The 18,838-nt window shown below is 59.2% G+C and carries 11 protein-coding genes; 9 read left to right on the forward strand and 2 right to left on the reverse strand.

The window, feature by feature from the left end:
- The first annotated feature begins 232 nt into the window (after positions 1 to 232).
- The 3 genes from QFX07_RS03775 to QFX07_RS03785 all read left to right on the forward strand — a co-directional run bounded on the left by QFX07_RS03775 (position 233) and on the right by QFX07_RS03785 (position 4,244).
- Positions 233 to 493: a hypothetical protein gene (locus tag QFX07_RS03775; RefSeq protein ID WP_279754138.1), complete on the forward strand. Its 261-nt coding sequence runs from the start codon at positions 233 to 235 to the stop codon at positions 491 to 493.
- A gap of 203 nt (positions 494 to 696) precedes the next feature.
- Positions 697 to 3,420 (forward strand): HtaA domain-containing protein, encoded by a 2,724-nt coding sequence (locus QFX07_RS03780; protein WP_279754137.1) that lies wholly within the window; start codon positions 697 to 699, stop codon positions 3,418 to 3,420.
- A gap of 83 nt (positions 3,421 to 3,503) precedes the next feature.
- On the forward strand, positions 3,504 to 4,244 hold the full coding sequence (locus QFX07_RS03785) for a sirohydrochlorin chelatase (protein ID WP_279740125.1): 741 nt from the start codon (positions 3,504 to 3,506) through the stop codon (positions 4,242 to 4,244).
- Positions 4,245 to 4,386: 142 nt separating this feature from the next.
- Here the strand turns inward: QFX07_RS03785 and nirD are convergent, their stop codons facing one another.
- The gene (gene nirD, locus QFX07_RS03790; protein WP_279740123.1) at positions 4,387 to 4,713 is read right to left on the reverse strand and encodes a nitrite reductase small subunit NirD; all 327 of its coding nucleotides are present in this window, start codon (positions 4,711 to 4,713) and stop codon (positions 4,387 to 4,389) included.
- Positions 4,714 to 5,257: 544 nt separating this feature from the next.
- Between nirD and nirB the strand changes: the two genes are divergently transcribed.
- Together nirB and cobA are read left to right on the forward strand one after the other, a co-directional pair.
- Positions 5,258 to 7,927: a nitrite reductase large subunit NirB gene (nirB, locus tag QFX07_RS03795; RefSeq protein ID WP_279754136.1), complete on the forward strand. Its 2,670-nt coding sequence runs from the start codon at positions 5,258 to 5,260 to the stop codon at positions 7,925 to 7,927.
- Positions 7,928 to 8,024: 97 nt separating this feature from the next.
- Positions 8,025 to 8,840, forward strand: coding sequence for a uroporphyrinogen-III C-methyltransferase (gene cobA, locus QFX07_RS03800; protein ID WP_279740118.1), 816 nt, complete (start codon positions 8,025 to 8,027; stop codon positions 8,838 to 8,840).
- Positions 8,841 to 9,547: 707 nt separating this feature from the next.
- On the opposite strand, the gene QFX07_RS03805 is transcribed toward cobA, so the two are convergent.
- Positions 9,548 to 10,024 carry a hypothetical protein gene (locus tag QFX07_RS03805; RefSeq protein ID WP_279740116.1) on the reverse strand — a complete coding sequence of 159 codons (477 nt, stop codon included), beginning with the start codon at positions 10,022 to 10,024 and terminating at the stop codon, positions 9,548 to 9,550.
- A gap of 1,361 nt (positions 10,025 to 11,385) precedes the next feature.
- On the opposite strand from QFX07_RS03805, the gene ileS reads away from it, so the two are divergent.
- The 4 genes from ileS (at position 11,386) to QFX07_RS03825 (ending at position 18,756) form a co-directional block, all read left to right on the forward strand.
- Positions 11,386 to 14,727, forward strand: a complete 3,342-nt coding sequence (gene ileS, locus QFX07_RS03810; protein ID WP_279740114.1) for an isoleucine--tRNA ligase — start codon at positions 11,386 to 11,388, stop codon at positions 14,725 to 14,727.
- Between the two features lie 116 nt (positions 14,728 to 14,843).
- Entirely contained in the window at positions 14,844 to 16,514 is a 1,671-nt protein-coding gene (locus QFX07_RS03815) for a bifunctional folylpolyglutamate synthase/dihydrofolate synthase (RefSeq protein ID WP_279754135.1), read from the forward strand.
- A 406-nt stretch (positions 16,515 to 16,920) separates the two neighbouring features.
- Positions 16,921 to 17,598 carry a TenA family protein gene (locus QFX07_RS03820; protein ID WP_279754134.1) on the forward strand — a complete coding sequence of 226 codons (678 nt, stop codon included), beginning with the start codon at positions 16,921 to 16,923 and terminating at the stop codon, positions 17,596 to 17,598.
- A gap of 495 nt (positions 17,599 to 18,093) precedes the next feature.
- Positions 18,094 to 18,756: a vitamin K epoxide reductase family protein gene (locus tag QFX07_RS03825; protein WP_279740111.1), complete on the forward strand. Its 663-nt coding sequence runs from the start codon at positions 18,094 to 18,096 to the stop codon at positions 18,754 to 18,756.
- Positions 18,757 to 18,838 lie beyond the last annotated feature (82 nt).

Genomic DNA, 18,838 nt, shown 5'->3' on the forward strand with positions numbered 1-18,838 from the left:
TGCCGGGTGCCTGCGTGTTCGGTAGGGTACCTTCTGTGAGCCCTACTGCGATTTCTAGCGGCGATTCTACCGTAAATAGTGCTGCGGGCGGCAACAAGGTCCGCGGTATCCGTTCCGATACTGCTATGGCGCCGGGAACTCGGGACGCCATGATTTCTGTTCCTCGCTCCTCGCGCTCTTCGAGCCCTGAATCTTCTTCGGCTCTGGGGTACCGTACTGGGAGGCACATGTTGTGCAGGCAACCCCTGAGTCTGATTTGCCGTCCGGTAATGATTCGGCGGCACAGTCTCGTCGCGCCGCGATTTTGAGTGGCTCCTCGTCGAAGGTGCGCACTGAGTCGGGGTCACCGAATGGTGTGAAGGAGACGGAGGCGCAAATTACTCGCGGAGTTGAGAAGTCCTCGCCCTTGTTGCCGATTTTGGTGATTTTGGGTGGCGGTCTGATTCTTGGCACCCTGGGTGTGTCACGTTTTAACTCTTGGAAGCGAGACTAGGTGAAACGAGGCTAGGGGAGTAGAAGCCGTCTTAGCGCTCTACCTGGCGGAGTGTAGCCGTCGGCGTGCGAGGGTATTTAGGTGATGCGGTATATTTCGCGCGCTGTCACAAAACGGTTTCTTGGAATCTGATGTTGAGAAATGCTTACACTGTCGATATAGTAAGCCTGTCCTAACAATGTCGATAGTATGGATACACACCAATGAAGATTTTCACATCTGGCACCCGCTTCTCCAAGGGAGCCTGCGCCCTCGTCGTCGCTGGCGCTGTCACTCTGCCCCTGGCACCCGTTCTCGCCGAGAACATTAATGTCGCTGCCCAGAACGTTGCCGCACAGAACGTCGCTGCAGGCGATCAGGCAACTGCTGGCGCGTCCTTCGGGTGGGGCGTGCGCGCATCTTTCCTGTCCTATAACGGTATGCCCCGCGAAATGACCGACGGTGCAGCCTGGGACGCAACCGCAAAGCAGTTCACCTTCACCCCGACCTCCACCACCGTCTCTGAAGACGGCAAGCAGGTCACTCTGAATGCTGCAGGCCGCCTCTGGTTCACCGGCCACTGCGCTGAAGGTCAGGACCCCGAAACCGGCTGTGCCCTGAACCTTACCTTCTCCAACCCCCGTGTGGAACTGAACCTCGCTGACGGCACCGGCTCTCTCTACATGACCGTGCGCACCAAGAACTACGCCTCCGGCAAGTTCGAGGGCCCCGCGGAAGTCAAGATGGCGACCCTGAGCACCGGCACCGCCAAGCAGAGCGAGAAGGGCGGCGTGGTCAGCATCAGCGGCATCTCCGCGAACCTGACCGCCGATGGTAACCACGCCTTCTCCGACTTCTACAACGAAGGCGCTAGCCTCGACCCGCTGAGCATCTCCTACACCGGTAGCGCAGCCAACACCCCCAAGAGCGCCTACAGCGTCGCCGAGTCTTACAACACCGGCGCGGGCGTGAGCCAGCCCCAGAACACCGCACGTCTGGGCCGGAACCACATCGTGCACGTCGCACCCCCGAGCTTCGGCGGCGACACCACCTACACCGTGCTGACCAGCTCCAACTTGAAGATGACCGACACCGGCGTCCTGAAGGCAAATAAGGGCGTTTTCGCGGTGGACGCTGACGGCAACCGCATGCTCGTCATCGGCAGTGAGACCAACAAGCCCGAGCTGTACACCGTGACCGCGGAGGGTAAGCTCGTCTCCTCCGGTATCTATTCCAACGCAGAGCTCGGCACCAACACCGTCAAAGCAATCGGCTACAACCCCGCCAATAACACCTGGGGTATCGTTAGCATTGACGGCCATGGTGGCGGCAAACTGACCATTATCGACGCATCCGGCAAGGCAACCTCGGAGGCTCTGCCGAAGCCCGACTCCATCGACCCGCAGGTTGTGAAAGCCTACTCGCTCGACGAGTACTACGGCGACTCGTTCTCCAACAACACCCTGACCCTCGCACCGCTGCCCGACGGCAGCTTCGTTTACGCACCGTCGACTTCCATCTACGATGCGTCCGGCGAAAAGGTTGTTCAGAAGGGCCACCTGCTGCACCTGAGCAGCAACGGCGTGTCCCTGGTGCCGAACTCCTCGCCCGAGGGCTACACCACCACCCTGCCTTCGACCCTGGTCAGCCCCAAGGGCTACATTTACCGTTGGAACAACTGGTACGGCGGTAAGGTGCAGATCCTCAAGTACGAGAACGGCACTTTCAGCGTGGTCCGCGAGTCCGCAACTCTTGAGGGCTTCGAGAAGACTGAGGTTGCCACCATGTTCCTGACCCGCGCGGGTAACGTGGTTGTGGTGGACGCCTCCGGCTCCCGCCTGGTGTTCATGGATGACACCCTGAACAAGGTGAACGAGGTGGTGCTCTCCTCGATGCGCAAGACCGATAAGAGCGGCGGCTACAACGCTCTCGAACTGCCCAACGGCGATATTATCTACCCGACCAGCTTCGAGAACCCGACCACCTACGAGGATCAGCTGTGGCTGAACCGCCTGGCAACGAACTCGGCACCGGAACAGACCCCGGCACCCGAGCCGACCAAGGCACCGGAACCGACCAAGTCTGCTGAGCCTACCGTTGCTCCCACCGAGGCACCGACCGCTGAGCCTACCGTTGCTCCCACCGTCGCGCCTTCGGCTGAGCCTTCTGCAACCGCTGAGCCGACCGTTGAACCCACTGTGGAGCCTACCGCAACTGCAGAACCCTCTACCACCGCAGAACCGACTGCTGAGCCTTCTGCAACCGCTGAGCCGACCGTGGAGCCTTCTGCAACCGCTAAGCCTAGCGTGACCGCAGAACCCACCGCAGTGCCTTCGGAGGAGCCCACCTCGCCGTCTCTGCCGACCGAGTCCGTGGTGCCTTCTGTTGCGCCGAGCGCTTCTGTAACCCCGAGCGCTTCTGTAACCCCGAGCGCATCGGTGAGCGCATCCCCGACCTCGGTTCCGAGCGTTCCCGCCGTGACCCCCTCAGCGAGCGAGTCCGCATCGGCGTCCGCTAGTGCGTCCGCTTCTTCGAGTGTTTCCGCGAGCGCATCGAGTTCCGCAAGCAGCTCCAGCAGTGCATCGGCGACCGCTTCGGCGAGCGAGTCGGCATCTTCGAGTGCTTCCACTTCTGCGAGCGCTTCCGCTTCTGAGAGCAGCACCGCCGACCAGAACGCTGCCGGCTACAAGGGTGGCTCCGACGGTGGTTCTGATGCGGGTTCCGGAGCATCCGACAACTTGGGTGTGAGCGGCTCCAATGGCGGTTCCTCTAACGGCGGTTCCTCCCTCGGTGGTGGTTCTTCCGCAGGTGGCTCCTCGACCTCCGGTAGCTCCTCCTCGAAGCTAGCGCAGACCGGCGCATCCGGCGCTATGTTTGCCGCAGCAGCTGGTGCTATCACCCTGGCGGTAGGTACCGTACTGGTTGTGGCACGCCGCCGCAAGAGCTAATATTTAGCTTTCGTGCAACACCCCGCTTCGTCACTCGTGTTCATGAGTGGGGAAGCGGGGTGTTCCTTTCATACAATGGAAGTATGACTATTCTGAATGTAATCGCCACCTCGCACGGCACCGACTCGGCCGCCGGTCGCGAGGCTATTACGCTGATTCGTGAGCAGATTAAGTTCCTGCTCGCGCAGCGTAATGACGGCGTGGAATACCGTATCCATGCCGCATATGTGGATGTGGAATCTCCCAGCGTTGATGATGCCGCAGCCTCTCTACCCAATGATGAGCCCTGCGTGATTGTGCCGATTCTGCTGTCGACCGGCTTTCACACTCAGGTGGATTTGCGCCGTGCCGCGCGTAATAGCGGCATTGAGCGTATCGGCATTGGTGAGTCGCTGGGTCCGGATCCTCGCCTTGCCGCTTTGACTCGCACCCGCCTGGAGGAGGTCGGCTGGGCTCCCGGTGATGGCCCTGTGGTGCAGGGCGCGGCCGGTTCTTCCCGCGCTGATGGTCGCGCGGATATGAGCCGTGCCGCTGAGCTGCTGGCTGAGGAACTGAATACTCCGGTGCATCACGGCTTCGTTGCCTCTATCGATCCGAAGTTCCACGAGGTGGTTGCTGAGCATCAGCCTAAGTTTGCTGCAACCTACCTTCTGGCGGAGGGGTTCTTCTCCGGTAAGATGCGCCGTGATGCTGAGTCGACCGGTGTGCCGGTGAAGGTTGCCGCGCCGCTGGTGAACGCGCAGGGTGGTGCTTCTGCTGCCGTGGTGGCGGAGTGCTTTATTGACCGCATGGATGCGGCTATTGCGCAGCTGGACGCTGCCTAGATGACTTAAAATCAGGTTAGTGCGCTCGCTGTTCACTCACCTGATGAGGCGGCTTCTAAAAATCCGTACAAAAAACCTCGGGACGTTATGTTCCCGAGGTTTTTTGTGTTGCTGTTTTTGAGAGCCGTAGGCGGCTGAGTGCTTAGGCGGTCTTGAGGTAGACGTCGCCGTCGCGGACCTCTACTGGGTAGACCTTGATGGAGTAGGAGGGGTCGGAGAGGCACTCGCCGGTGGTCAGGTCGTAGACCTCCTTGTAGAGGGGGGAGGTGATGGTGGGGTTGCCGTTCTTCTCGCCGACGATGCCGCGTGCGAGGACCAGTGCCTGGCTGTGCGGGTCGAGGTGGTCGCCGGCGAAGATGCCGTGCTTGGTCTTGTAGATGGCGTACTGGTAGCCGTCGATCAGGGCGACTTCACCCCAGTTTTCTTCGAGGTCAGATTCGGCGCAGATGCGTACCCAGTTCTCAGCCATGGGGGTTTCCTTTCGAAGTGGTGGTCTGCGCCGCGCGGGGTGCAGGATACAATAGCGGTTCGTGTGTTCTTTGTTTGGAGTTTACCTTATAAAACCCACATTTGGAAATGGGGCACGCGGACGGTGCTAAAGGTTATTTTTACCCTAAAACTCAAGTCCGATTTTTGTAGATTAGCCTTACCTAAATTAAGTGCCGGTAAGGTAAGAGTACCCTATTCTAGCCCGGTATTCCGCGGATTTTTTAGAAAATTTTTCCCAAAAAATGCCAATTTTCGACGCCTGAGGTACCTGAGAACGTGTACGATAAAAGTCGTAGTTAAAAACGCCTTTTGACTGCCTGGAGAAAACAACACAATCCCACATAAAAGTGTTTCGTAATTCTCATATGCATTCTAAAGAAGCGGGCGCCTCAACTATCCGGTACGCACCGGTACGAGCCCAAAACCGGGAAACTAGGAGTTCCCGCCGAAGGCACGCCACCACCGCGTATCGAGAGTAGGAACGTGCCATGAACTACCTGCATTACAACTAGGAAGGAAAATCCATGTCGCACACTCCCCGCAACATTCTCGTTGTCGGCGCAGGCCCCGCAGCGTGGCGATTCGTACGCGCATACCACGAAGGCGCTGAAGCTGCAGGTCGCGCGACGGACACCGTCACCATCCTCAACGATGAGCCCTACATCCCCTACGACCGCGTTGCTATCGAGCAGATTTTCAAGGACACCGAGAAAGACCTGACCCTCGGTGACCCCGAACTGTGGAATGCAGAGAACATCAACCTGGTCAACAACTGCCACGCAGAGAAGCTTGACCGCACCCGCCGCGTCGTCATCGACACCGAGGGCAACGAGTACCCCTACGACGTGCTGGTCTTCGCAACCGGTTCCCGCGCGGTTCGCATCCCCATTCTTAACTCGGACGCCGCACACGTTTTCCGCACCATCGATGACGTGAAGAACATGGTCTCCGAGGTCAAGCGCCTGCAGTCCACCCTCGGTCGCGCGCCCCGCAGTATCGTCGTCGGTGGCGGTCTGCTCGGCCTCGAAGCAGCTGAGGGTCTGAAAGACCTGGGTGCAGAGCCCACCATCCTGGACGTGGCTCCCTGGCTCCTTTCCGTTGAGGTTGACCAGGGTGGCGGTTACGCCGTGAACGCCCAGATTAAGGCAACCGGCATTGAGATTGAGACCGGCGTGTTCATCTCCGGTATCAACAAGGACGCTGACGGTAACGTCGTCTCCGTCTCCATCGCAGATTCTCCCTCTGAGGACGCTGAAATCCGCACCCTGCCCGCCGACATGGTGGTCTTTGGTGCCGGTATTCGCGCTAACGACGAGCTGGCACGTGACGCTGACCTGGCACTGGGTGAGCGCGGCGGTATTCTCGTCAACGATGCATGCCACACCTCCGACGAGCACATTTGGGCTATCGGTGAGGTCGCCTGCGTACTGGGCCGCACCTGGGGTCTGGTTGCGCCGGCTAACGCTATGGCTGACGCTGTGGCAGCTAACCTGCTCAACGACAACGAAGAAGCTCAGGTTGAAGAGTTCGACATCGCAACCAAGCTGAAGTTCTCCGGCGTTCAGGTGGCTGGCTTCGGTGACCGCCGCGGCACCACCGAGGGTTGCCTCGAGGTTCTGTTCGCAGACCCCGCACGCGGCATGTACCAGAAGATCGTGACCAGCGGCGACGCAAAGACCCTGCTCGGTGGCGTGTTCGTCGGTGACACCGCTCCCTTCGACTCCCTCAAGCCACTGCTCGGCCGCGAACTGCCCGCTGAGCCGAACGTCTACCTGACCGCAGCTGGCGGCGGCGACGGCATCCCCGACACCGAACTGCCCGACGACGCAATCCTGTGTTCCTGCAACAACATCAGCTTCGGTGCTGTCCGCGAGGCAATCGTAGACGGCAACCACGATGTTGCCTCCCTGAAGTCCTGCACCACCGCGGGTACCCAGTGTGGTTCCTGTGTTCCGATGCTGCAGAAGACTCTGGAACAGCAGATGAAGAAGATGGGTCTGACCGTCTCCAAGGCACTGTGTGAGCACTTCGACTTCTCCCGTGCAGAGCTGGCTGAGGCTGTGCGCCTGACCAGCCTGGATGACTTCGACTCCGTGCTGGCACGCTTCGGTCATGGCGGCGACGGCTGTGCAATCTGTAAGCCGACCGTTGCATCGATTCTCTCCTCCTTCCGCAACTCCTACGTTCTGGACGCTGGTCGCGGTGGCCTGCAGGAGACCAACGACCGTGCACTGGCGAACATGCAGAAGAACGGTACCTACTCCGTCGTTCCGCGTATTCCCGCAGGTGAGATTCCCGCTAAGAAGCTGGGCGTCATCGCAGAGGTCGCTGAAGAGTTCGGCCTGTACGTGAAGATCACCGGTGCTCAGCGTATCGGTATGTTCGGTGCTCGCCTGGAGCAGCTGCCCTACATTTGGGAGCGCCTGGTGGATGCTGGCTTCGAGTCCGGTCAGGCATACGGTAAGTCCCTGCGTAACGTGAAGTCCTGCATGGGTTCGACCTGGTGCCGCTTCGGCGTTCAGGACTCGACCGGCATGGCAGTCCAGCTCGAGAACCGTTACCGTGGTCTGCGCTCCCCGCACAAGTTCAAGTTCGGTGTTTCCGGTTGTAACCGTGAATGTGCCGAGGCACAGGGTAAGGACGTTGGTCTGATTGCAACCACCAACGGCTGGAACCTGTACCTGGGTGGTAACGGTGGTGCAAACCCCGCTCACGGTCGCCTCTTCGTCAAGGACGCCTCCAGCGAGGACATCATCCGCTACATTGACCGCTACCTGATGTACTACATCCGCACCGCAGATAAGCTACAGCGTACCGCTCGCTGGCTTGAGGATCTGGATGAGGAGCACGGCGACGGTCTGGCACACCTGCAGTCCGTCCTCATTGAGGACTCCCTGGGTGTGTGCGAGGACCTGGAGCGCGATATGCAGCGTCACGTTGACTCTTACGAGGACGAGTGGGCTGCAACCCTGCGCGACGAGCGCCGCCTGCGCCGCTTCCGTGCCTTCATCAACGAACCCAACGGTAGCGACGAGGGTTCGCACCTGTACGTGCTGGAGCGCGAGCAGATTCGCCCCGCAACCCCGGAGGAGATTGCGGCAGCAGAATCTGGCGAGTCCAATACCGTCCTGCTGACCGGTGCCAAGATTCCCGTGGGTAAGCCCAGTGACCTCAACCCGGTCCCGGCAGCATAGTATGTGCCCGAAGATTCCTCCGTTCCCGCCCCGTGAATTCGCCACTATTGATGAAATACTCGCGGGCGGGGCGCCCGGGCACACCCTGGACGATAGCGTGACGGAACGCGGTATTGCCCTGCCCGGCGAGCCCGCCGAGAACCCCGGTAAGGTCTACATTGTCGGTGGTGGCCCCGGCGCCGCCGACCTACTCACCCTGCGTGCAGCAAGTGCCCTGAGCGAGGCGGACGTGGTCCTTCTAGATCACCTCGCCCCGCAGGAGTACGGCGAGTATGCACCGAACGCTCTCATCGTTGATGTGGGCAAGGTTCCTGGTAAGCATGCTGTTCCGCAGTCCCGTATTCAGCAGCTCATGATTGATTACGCGCTCTCAGGTAAGACCGTGGTGCGTTTGAAGGGCGGCGACCCGTACGTGTACGGTCGTGGCGCTGAAGAGCTGGATGCATGCATCGCAGCCGGCCTGGAGGCTGAGGTTATTCCCGGGATTACCAGTGCCATTGCGGTTCCTGCGCGTGCGGCGATTCCGGTGACCCTGCGTAAGGTGTCCTCGATTTTCACCGTCATTTCTGGTCACTCCGGCCTGTCGGAGACCGAAGTGTCGGCTGTTGAGGCGACCCTGCGTGCCCAGGGCACCGTGGTGTTGCTGATGGGCGTTCGTACTCTGCCCGATACGGTGGCGTCTCTGCTCTCTCGTGGGATTGAGGCTGACACGCCGCTGGCAACCATTGAAAACGGTTTCTCTGAGAAGGAGCGCGTGACTGTCACGACCCTTCAGAACGCTCAGGGAGATTGCGCATCGGTCAAACCGCCGGCTATTACCGTCATCGGCGAGGTCGTACATTATGCTCGCGATCATCACAACCGCTTTGTGAGCGAGGTTCACGAGCGTCTGCGTGAGCGTTCCACCTCCTAGAGGCGGTCCGCTAGATAGTATTGCGCAGCCCCGCATCCTTAGTTTCCTAGTTACCAAGGAGCGGGGCTGTTGCTGTGCCTGCTGTTATTGTTGCGTGTGCAGATGCTAGATGTTGGGTAACTGAGGCGCTCGCAGGTGCAGTAGCGCCGGGAACGCCGCGGTATAAAAACATACGAAAGCGGGGCGGGTATCAGTTGATACTCGCCTCGCTTTCGTCGGGGGCGTTGCTCTCAGAGCCTATATCTTGAATTCGTTGCTGCTACCGGAGCCACTGGAATTGCTTGCCGAAGCCGAGGCAGACTCAGAAGGCGAAGCCGAAGCTGAGAGGGAAGCGGAGGCGCTCGGGGAGCCGGAGAAAGTATCACCGGTACCGGTGGGGTGGAATATCCTTATTGAAAGCGCATCCTGCTAGAGCCAAAGCACAGGCGGTCAGACCACCAAAAAGAACAGTGCAGCGGGTCAATCCGTTTCGGTCGTTAGCAGAGAAGCTGGCGTGTGCGCTCGACCGGAAGCACATGGTATTTCCTGAAAATGGTTGATTGAGGTAGCGCACTTCACAACGCTGTGATGCGTACGAAAGAATCCGTCTCATCGTTCTGTATGGTGTGCAGTACAAAGGAGGTACCGGGATACGGGTGTGTCGGAGCGCAAATTGCGGCGGTATGAAGTATCCATTTTTTACTATAGAAGATTGGTTTAAAGCTTCATTAGACCTTAGTGGAGCCGCGACCCGAGGACGAAGAACCACTCGAACCGGTAGAGCTGGATTCTCCGGAGCCAGAAGAGCCCTTGCCTCCGATAAAACGCTCACTCAGGTAGTCGTTGCTAATGCGCCACCACTTACCTTCGGTGTAGAGCATCACGTGCGAAACGAATACCTGAGTAATCGCCGGAACCTTGCGCTCGGTGCCATCCGGCTGATGAATGGCAGCGGCAGAATACTCGGCGTCCATCACGATTTCTACGTAGCCGTCACCGTTTTTCAAGGCACTGTCCGGTTCGGTGTTCTGCATGACAATGCTGCACGTGAATTTCATGTACCAGCCATTCTTCTCGTGCAGTTCCTTGAATACTTTGACCTCATCACTGGCACGCTTATCAGCCGGGTAGGTCAAATCATTCGTCTGGTCTATGTAGCGTCCGTCCTTGAGTGTGGCAATCTGAGCGCTGTAGTAGGCGTGCAACGTCTCGTAGACACCCTGAAAGGTCGGTTCCTCACGGTGAGGTCCGGAAGTGACCTCGGGTGTACCTCATGTCGTGGGCGAGGGGTACTGGTGAAACTGCTGTGGTCATGCCCCCGCTGAGAGGGTAGATACTACCGAATCGCCATTGATCTGTTGCATGATTCATTTTAGATTATTTTGAGCTCAAAATGCACGAAAAAGAATCTTAGTAATCTCTGGGAGCCTATGGGACACTCAAGATGTCAGTTACTGTAAAGTATTACGGCTACTCCCTGTTGGTGAGGGGCTATTTGATAGAGGCGACTACTCAGCGAGGGGGTTGTATGCATGTCGAGCTAAGTGATTTCAGTCATATTTATGACTTGAAAAATAAAAGAACTGCACTTCAGCATTTCCAAAAGATGGGGGAGCGGAGGGTGGTTGGTTCAGCCTTCTTACCCTAAGGAAGTCTTCAATAGTCCAGAAGAAATACCCGATTCAATAAGGGGAAAACCTGCTCAATAATCCCCAAATATGCACTCTATTCACCCGCTATGCACTGCTGAATAATCCAGGAAAACGGGTTCCCACACGGGATATCGAGGGTGTGGAAACTTATAGGGGTGAATATCTAGTGGAATTACATCGGTGTTCACCCTATATCTTGTGGTTGTACCGGCACTAATTCTGCAGGTTCCCTTAAAAAAATCAAAACCCACTTAAAGCAACACTTGAGGAATGTAAAAACATACATCCTTAAACACGCCCGAGTGTGGGGTGAGTCGAGCCCCCTTAAGCCCCCTACTCGCTCTAGATATCGCCGAACGAAGAACCATTCTGTTTTACACCTTCAGTATCGGTACATTAGAAAAGTGCTGTTCAAACCCACACCCCGTGGGGTTGCATACAGACACAAAAGCCACATAAACTATTAGTGTTTGCAACGACCCGGCCATCACCGGCGAGCAATTCGGAAGAACGGACCGCACCTGCGGACACCCGCCAATCGCTGCGGCGAGGGTGTCTTAGCGGAAGAGATGTAGTCCCAGTAGAACCGGACGGTTAAGCCCGATATAGCTGTAATAAGCGACTGATACCCGCCCAACGCGCCGCTCTTCCGGTGGCTAGGTATCGCGGTCATGAGCCGTGGCACCCCGTAGCCCCGGGAGGGTTCGGTGCGTTGAGCTGTTAAATCAGTAAGCAAGGTGGTACCGCGCCGCATCCTGCCCCGGCACAGCCCGGATCAGTCAGCGATGCCCAGGCGTCCTTGCACCCGTCATGTCAATCCTCACCCGCTGAAAGGGCGCGGACGACGAGTGCCAACGTACCCTGTCGCCCCAACCTCTCAGCGTTGAGAACAACAGATAAGGGCGCACAAACACATGTCCCATGTATACCCCAAGGCGAGCGCCTTCGAAGCCGCAGGAAGCGGCGTCACCGCATCGCCCAAGTTCCCCGCACTTGAAGAGGCAGTCCTCGACTACTGGAAGAAGGACAACACCTTCTCCGCATCCGTCGAGAACCGCCCCGCAGGCGAAAACGGCGAAAACGAATTCGTCTTCTACGACGGCCCTCCCTTCGCTAACGGCCTGCCCCACTACGGCCACCTGCTCACTGGCTACGCTAAGGACCTCGTCGCACGCTACCAGACTCAGCGCGGCCACAAGGTAGAACGCCGCTTCGGCTGGGATACCCACGGCCTGCCCGCAGAACTCGAGGCAATGAAGCAACTCGGCATGACCGATAAGCGCGAAATCCTCGAAATGGGCATCGACAACTTCAACGATGCTGCCCGCGCATCCGTGCTCAAGTACACCAACGAGTGGGAAAAGTACGTCACACGCCAGGCACGCTGGGTCGACTTCGAAAACGACTACAAGACCCTGAACGTCGAGTACATGGAGTCCGTCATCTGGGCGTTCAAGCGCCTCTATGACAAGGGCCTGACCTACCAGGGCTTCCGCGTGCTGCCCTACTGCTGGAAGGACGAGACCCCTCTCTCCAATCACGAGCTGCGCATGGACGACGACGTGTACAAGGACCGCCAGGACCAGACCGTCACCGTCTCATTCCGTCTCACCGCAGACACCGCCCTCGGTGCTGACGAGAAGGTCGCCGCAGAACTCGACGGCGTCGAAGCACTCGCATGGACCACCACCCCCTGGACCCTGCCCACCAACCAGGCGCTCGCTGTCGGACCCGAGATTGAATACTCCGTCGTGCCCGGTGCAGGCAAGTTCGAGGGCCGCTCCTTCCTGATCGCCTCCGAGCTGCTTGGCTCCTACGCTAAGGACCTCGACTACGAAGGCGACCAGCCCGAAAAGGACGCAGCCGCAGCCGTCACCGCACGCTATACCGGCTCCCAGCTCGAGCATGTGCGCTACACCCCGCTGTGGGACTACTTCGCAGATACCGAAAAGTGGGGCACCGAAACCTCCTGGCAGATCCTCGTCGCCGACTACGTCACCACCGGTGACGGTACCGGCATCGTCCACCAAGCACCCGCCTACGGTGAAGACGACCAGAAAGTCTGTGAAGGCTACGGCATCCCCGTGATTCTCTCCCTCGACGAAGGCGCAAAGTTCCTGAACCTCTTCGCCGAGCCCACCGCCTCCGGTGCCACCGCCCTGGCTGAGATTGCAGGCGTGCAGGCATTCGACGCGAACCGCACCATCATCAACGCCCTCAAGGCAGATGACGTGCTAATCCGCGAGAAGTCCTACGTGCACTCCTACCCGCACTGCTGGCGCTGCCGGACCCCGCTCATTTACCGTGCAATCACCTCCTGGTACGTGAAGGTCACCGACTTCAAGGACCGCATGTACGAGCTGAACAAGCAGATCAACTGGATTCCGGAAAACGTGAAGTACGGCCAGTTCGGCAAGTGGGTTGAGAACGCGCGCGACTGGTCCATCTCCCGTAACCGCTTCTGGGGCTCCCCGATTCCCGTGTGGGTTTCGGACGACCCGAACTACCCCCGCATGGACGTGTACGGCTCCCTCGAAGAGCTCAAGGCAGACTTCGGTCGCCTGCCCCTGAACAAGGACGGCGAACCCGACCTGCACCGCCCGTACATCGACGAGCTGACCCGCCCGAACCCGGATGACCCGACCGGCAAGTCCACCATGCGCCGCGTGGAAGATGTGCTTGACGTCTGGTTCGACTCCGGTTCCATGCCCTACGCACAGGTGCACTACCCCTTCGAGAACCAGGAATGGTTCGAGAACCACTACCCGGCAGACTTCATCGTCGAGTACATCGGCCAGACCCGCGGTTGGTTCTACGTGTTGCACGTCCTGGCGACCGCACTCTTCGACCGCCCCGCGTTCAAGAACGTCATCAGCCACGGTATTGTGCTTGGCTCGGACGGTCAGAAGATGTCCAAGTCCCTGCGCAACTACCCGGATGTCTCCGAGGTCCTCGACCGCGACGGCTCCGACGCGATGCGCTGGTTCCTGATGTCCTCCCCGATCCTGCGCGGCGGCAACCTGATCGTGACCGAGCAGGGTATCCGTGAAGGTGTTCGCCAGGTCATGTTGCCGCTGTGGAACGTCTACCACTTCTTCGCCCTGTACGCTAACGCCGCCAACAACGGCGAAGGCTACAGCGCGAAGCTCAAGTACGACTCACAGCACGTGATGGACCGCTTCATCCTCGGCAAGACCCGCGAACTCATCGAGCAGGTCACCGCAGCGATGGACTCCTACGACATCTGGAACGCCTGTGAATCCCTGCGCCAGTACGCCGACGCACTGACCAACTGGTACGTGCGCCGCTCCCGCGAGCGCTTCTTCAACGAAGACACCGACGCATTCGACACCCTCTACACCGCACTGGTGACCGTGTCGAAGGTTGCTGCGTCCCTGCTGCCGCTCAGCAGTGAGGAAATCTACCGCGGCCTCACCGGTGAACGCTCCGTGCACCTGGCTGACTGGCCCGAGGCATCTGCTTTCGCTGACGAGTCCAACCTGCTGGCTCTCATGCAGACCGTGCGTGAGGTCTGCTCCGCCGGTTCGGCACTGCGTAAGGAAAAGAAGATCCGTGTGCGTCAGCCGCTGCAGAAGATGACCGTGGCAATCGCACCCGAGCAGTTCGCTGCCCTGGGTACCGCATTCGGCGAGAAGGGCGCGGAGTACTTTGCGAACATCGTTGAGGACGAGCTGAACCTGCGCCAGGTGGAGCTGGTCAGCGCCGACACCGTCGACCCCGCCGATTACGGCATCTCCCAGCAGCTGAAGGTCAACGCACGTGCGGCAGGTCCGCGCCTGGGCAAGCAGGTGCAGGTTGCTATTAAGGCGTCCAAGTCCGGTGACTGGGCCGTGACCGAGGACGGCACTGTCCTAGTCGGCGTGGCAGCTCTGGACGGCGGCCTGGCTCTGGAAGAGGGCGAATACGAGCTGGCAACCGTGGTTGCCGCTGATGCTGAGGGTGCTGAGCATACTGCGGCTGCGGTTCTGCCCGGCGGCTTCCTGGTCCTCAACATTGAGCTGACCGACGAGCTGGTTGCCGAGGGCATCGCCCGCGACACCATCCGCGCTATTCAGCAGGCACGTAAGGACGCCGACCTGAACGTTTCGGACCGCATCAACCTGAACATCGCGGCGCCGGAGGAAACTCTGGCAGCTCTGCGCGCCAACGAAGCACTGGTGACCGGCGAAACCCTCGCCGTGTCCCTGCAGCTGAGCGAAGCAGCCGAGCTGAGCATTAGCGTAGCCAAGGCATAAAACGCCTGAACCGTACGGCCGTCTCGCCCCTTTATTGGGCGGGGCGGCCCGTCGTCTATCCCGCCACACGGCGGGCCACCTGCCGGCACCGACCGGCTATCCCAGTGAGGAGAACAATGAGCGAGAAGAATTACCCCGCAATTCCCGACCCCGAGGGCGTGGAGCGGGTCTACGGTGAACTGCTGGCGCGAGCACCCGAAAACAAGATGGCGCCGCGCCTGGACGCCGTGGCGCGCGCCGTCGAAATCCTCGGCGACGTGCACCGTGCCGCGCCGGTCATCCACATCACCGGCACGAACGGCAAGACCAGCACCGCCCGCATGATTGAGGCCCTGTTGCTCGGCCACGACCTGCGCGTGGGCCGCTTTACCAGTCCGCACCTCGAAAGCGTCACCGAACGTATCTGCATTAACGGCGCGCCCGTACCGGATGCCACCTTCGTGCGCATTTGGGATGAAATCGCCCCCTACCTGCAGATTGTGGACGCGGAGATGACCTCCCGCGGCGAGCCCGCCCTGACTTTCTTCGAGTCCATTACCGTGCTTGCCTTCGCGATTTTCGCGGACGAGCCGGTGGACGTGGTGGTGCTTGAAGTCGGTATCGGCGGTACCTGGGACTCCACAAACGTTGCCGACGGCGTGGTTTCTGTGGTCACCCCGATCGGCCTGGACCACACCGATATGCTCGGTGAAACCCTCGCCGAGATCGCAACTGAAAAGTCTGGCATTATCAAGCCCGGTGGCTTCCTAGTTTCTGCCGCCCAGGACCCGGAAGCGGCGGATGTGCTGCTCGCCTCTGCCCGGGAGAAGGAAGCATCCTTCGCCTTCGAGGGGGTGGAGTTCGGCATTGTCTCCCGTGAGCTTGCGGTCGGCGGTCAGCTGCTGACCCTGCGCGGCCTGGCTGGCGAGTACCCGGATGTGCCGCTATCCCTGCACGGTGCGCATCAGGCGCAGAACGCCGTGGTGGCTCTCGCCGCTGTGGAGGCGTTCTTCGGCGGTCGGCGTCAGCTGCCCGAGGACGTGGTCCGTACCGCGTTGGAGACGGTGCGTTCGCCGGGCCGTCTGGAGGTTGTGCGCACCGAGCCGCTGACCATCCTGGATGCGGGCCACAACCCGCACGGTGTGCGTGCTTCCGCGGCTGCGCTGACTGAGGCGTTCAAGCTGTCGCATCTGCATTCCGTGGTCGGAATTTTGGGCGAGAAGGACGCTCTGGGTATGTTCGAGACCATGCGCGAAGAGTACGTGGATGCTTCTGATGGCACTTTCCGCCTGTACTTGGCGGCGTCGGATTCGCCGCGTGCGATTGCACCGGAGCGTCTGCACGAGCTGGCATTGGATGCGGGACTGGATGAAGACTCGATCGAGGTGTTTGAACACTTGGATGAGGCGATTGCCACCGCCATGGAGAACGCCCTCTTTGAGCAGGAGTCGGCGGGTGTGCTGATTACCGGTTCGATTACGGTGATTGGTGAGGCACGTACCCTGCTGGCGGCGCATGAGGAGGCGAAGACCCCCGGCGCTGAGGCTGAGGAGCTGCCGGATGAGCTGGGTGCCGAGGGCGCTTATGCGGGTTCTGCGGGCGCGGCGTCGGCTTCGACTCTGGCTGCCGCGGCGGCTGCGGCAGCCTCTGCTGAGCCGGATGAGCTGCTGGACGGCATCATGGCTGAGCTGGGCGGCGAGTCTGCGGCGGGTTCTTCACTGGAGGATTCGCTGGGTCTGCCGCTGGGTGACTCGTACACCGATGATTTCTTCGGTGGTGATGATTCCGAGGACGAGGCGGATCACTAAATTGACCTGTTGAGGTCATCGACATGAGGCGGGGTGCCGTTCTCTGGCTGGTTTTACTGGCTGAGCTGGTTCTTTTGGCTGCTGAGCTAGTATTGACCGGCTAGAGGAATTGCGCCCTGCCTTTTTTGTGTGCTGTTTTTGGGGCCCGTTTTGTATTTGGGAGAAAAAGAGTAGCTTCATGCCTGAAACCTACCTGAAACCCTACCTGAAACCTAAGAGCCCTCATCCACCCCAAAAACGAAAAGAACGAAAATTTTCGGGTGCCGGGGGTACAAAACCGGGCACACCGTGGTATCCCGGTGCTATATTCACTGAGGCACCGGCCCCATTGTCTGAGGCTGCACCAATAAACCCGCATATATGCGTATACCAGCGACGGTATGCATTATCTCGAAAGGCAACTCTTATGTCCGCGCCCTTTGCTGATGTGAATGGAACTGATTCGTTCACTGAAACGTTGCGCCAGGAGAACATTGATACCTGGCTTTCTGCCACGAATCACCGCTTTGTGACTGAACTTTTTGAGGGCACGATTGCCCCGCAGGTCATGGCGGGGTATCTTGTGCAGGACTACCGCTTCCTTGATACCTTCCTCGCCCTGATTGGTGGCGCAATCGCCAATGCTGACACTCTCTCTGGGCGCTTGCGGTTGGCGCAGTTTGCTGGTGAAATTGCCGGTGATGAGAACACCTACTTCCTGCGTTGTTTTGAGACTCTGGGCGTGACCGAGCATCAGCGTGAATCCATACCCGATACAGAGGCGACCACCGGCTTTAAGCGTCTCTTCCTGGACGCTGCGGCAAGCGGCAGCTACGCGGCGATTCTATCGGTGCTGGTGGTTTGCGAGGGCCTGTACCTGGATTGGGCGTCAAAGGCTCCCACCAAGCGCCCCGATTCTTTTGTGCATCACGAGTGGATTACCCTGCACGACTACCCGGAGTTCCGTGAGCTGGTTGATTTCCTGCGCAGCGAACTGGACCGTGTGGGCCCCTCGGATGCGCAGCGTGCCCGTGAGTTCTTTAGCCGTGCGGTGGAGCTGGAGCAGCTGTTCTTTGATGAGTCGTACACCCACCCGCTGCCCTAACGCACTGCCCTAACGTGCTGTCTGTGCGCTCCACGGTAGTTGCCGTGGGAGCCGCCGCGCGTTGATGAGGCGAATGCCCTAGAAAACATGCGCACCATGCCCCGAAAGGTTCCGCCCGCCGCTACGTTGCGGGCTCCTTCCGGGGTTTTCTGGGTTTAAGGTACGTCACAAAAACGCGCCTATTTGCATGATGTGAGGCGTCATATGGGGAATGTAAAAGCTAATGGCGTGCTATTTAGCAATGTGAGAGGCAATGTGAGAGGCTAGGATAAATGGAGTACTGCTTCCGGGGTGCTGGCTATGCCGCGTCGGTGAATACCTCCTGACAAGCGGGGGGGCGCGACTTTCAGGAACCTCCTAGAGGAACCTAGCGAACCCTCCCTGTGCCTGTCGGCTTGAAGATTGCCAGGCGCCCGAACACCCCAATTTTTCTGGCAGAGCTAAGACGGTACTGCCGTGAACGTACCACCGTAAAACACTATCTAAAGGAGTCGTATGAGTACTGCCGCATCGAGTACTACCGAGCCCACCCACGCTGAAAAAGAAGCGCAACACGGGCACGCGGGAACCCCGGGCAGCTACTCAGACCGACAGCTCGGATTCTGGCTGGTTGGTGCCGGCCTGATTGCACTCATTTCTTCAGCGATTCTGGTGTATGAGCGCCTGCAGATTTACATTGATGCCGGCCACTCAACGGTCTGCGATATCAACGCCCTGCTCAGCTGCGGCACGGTGATGCGCTCGCCGCAGGCGGAAGCTTTCGGCTTCCCGAACCCGTTCATTGGCATGGTGGGCTTCTCGATTGTAGTGACTATCGGCGGCGCGATGATGGCGGGTGCACAGTTCAAGAAGTGGTTCTGGGTGTGCATGAACATTGGTTTGGCTGCAGCGACCGCGTTCACTATGTGGCTGTGGTACCAGACGACCTTCCAGATTAACGCTCTGTGCCTGTTCTGTATGATCGTGTGGATTATGACCATCATGCTTTTTGTGAAGACCACGGTCCGCAATATTTCGGCGGGTGTTATTCCGGCGTCGCAGTCGATGTGTGAGAGCGCTCGCGGCTGGTCCTGGTTTGCGGTTAGCCTGTGGCTGATCCTGATTTTCGGCATTATTGTGATCCGCTTCTTTGAGGTCATTATGAATATGATGCGCTAAGCGTTCATCTCTGAACTTGGTTTGAGGGCCGATACCCCGAACATGCAACGCCCCGGTACTTGTTGGTGCCGGGGCGTTACTG

It is taken from the genome of Rothia similimucilaginosa (assembly GCF_029850985.2).
Lineage (GTDB): Bacteria > Actinomycetota > Actinomycetes > Actinomycetales > Micrococcaceae > Rothia.

Bases quoted from the DNA above. Each gene is read 5' to 3' on its own strand.
- QFX07_RS03780 (WP_279754137.1), top strand. From the start codon at position 697: ATGAAGATTTTCACATCTGGCACCCGCTTCTCCAAGGGAGCCTGCGCC.
- QFX07_RS03785 (WP_279740125.1), top strand. From the start codon at position 3,504: ATGACTATTCTGAATGTAATCGCCACCTCGCACGGCACCGACTCGGCC.
- nirD (WP_279740123.1), bottom strand. From the start codon at position 4,713: ATGGCTGAGAACTGGGTACGCATCTGCGCCGAATCTGACCTCGAAGAA.
- nirB (WP_279754136.1), top strand. From the start codon at position 5,258: ATGTCGCACACTCCCCGCAACATTCTCGTTGTCGGCGCAGGCCCCGCA.
- ileS (WP_279740114.1), top strand. From the start codon at position 11,386: ATGTCCCATGTATACCCCAAGGCGAGCGCCTTCGAAGCCGCAGGAAGC.
- QFX07_RS03815 (WP_279754135.1), top strand. From the start codon at position 14,844: ATGAGCGAGAAGAATTACCCCGCAATTCCCGACCCCGAGGGCGTGGAG.
- QFX07_RS03820 (WP_279754134.1), top strand. From the start codon at position 16,921: ATGTCCGCGCCCTTTGCTGATGTGAATGGAACTGATTCGTTCACTGAA.
- QFX07_RS03825 (WP_279740111.1), top strand. From the start codon at position 18,094: ATGAGTACTGCCGCATCGAGTACTACCGAGCCCACCCACGCTGAAAAA.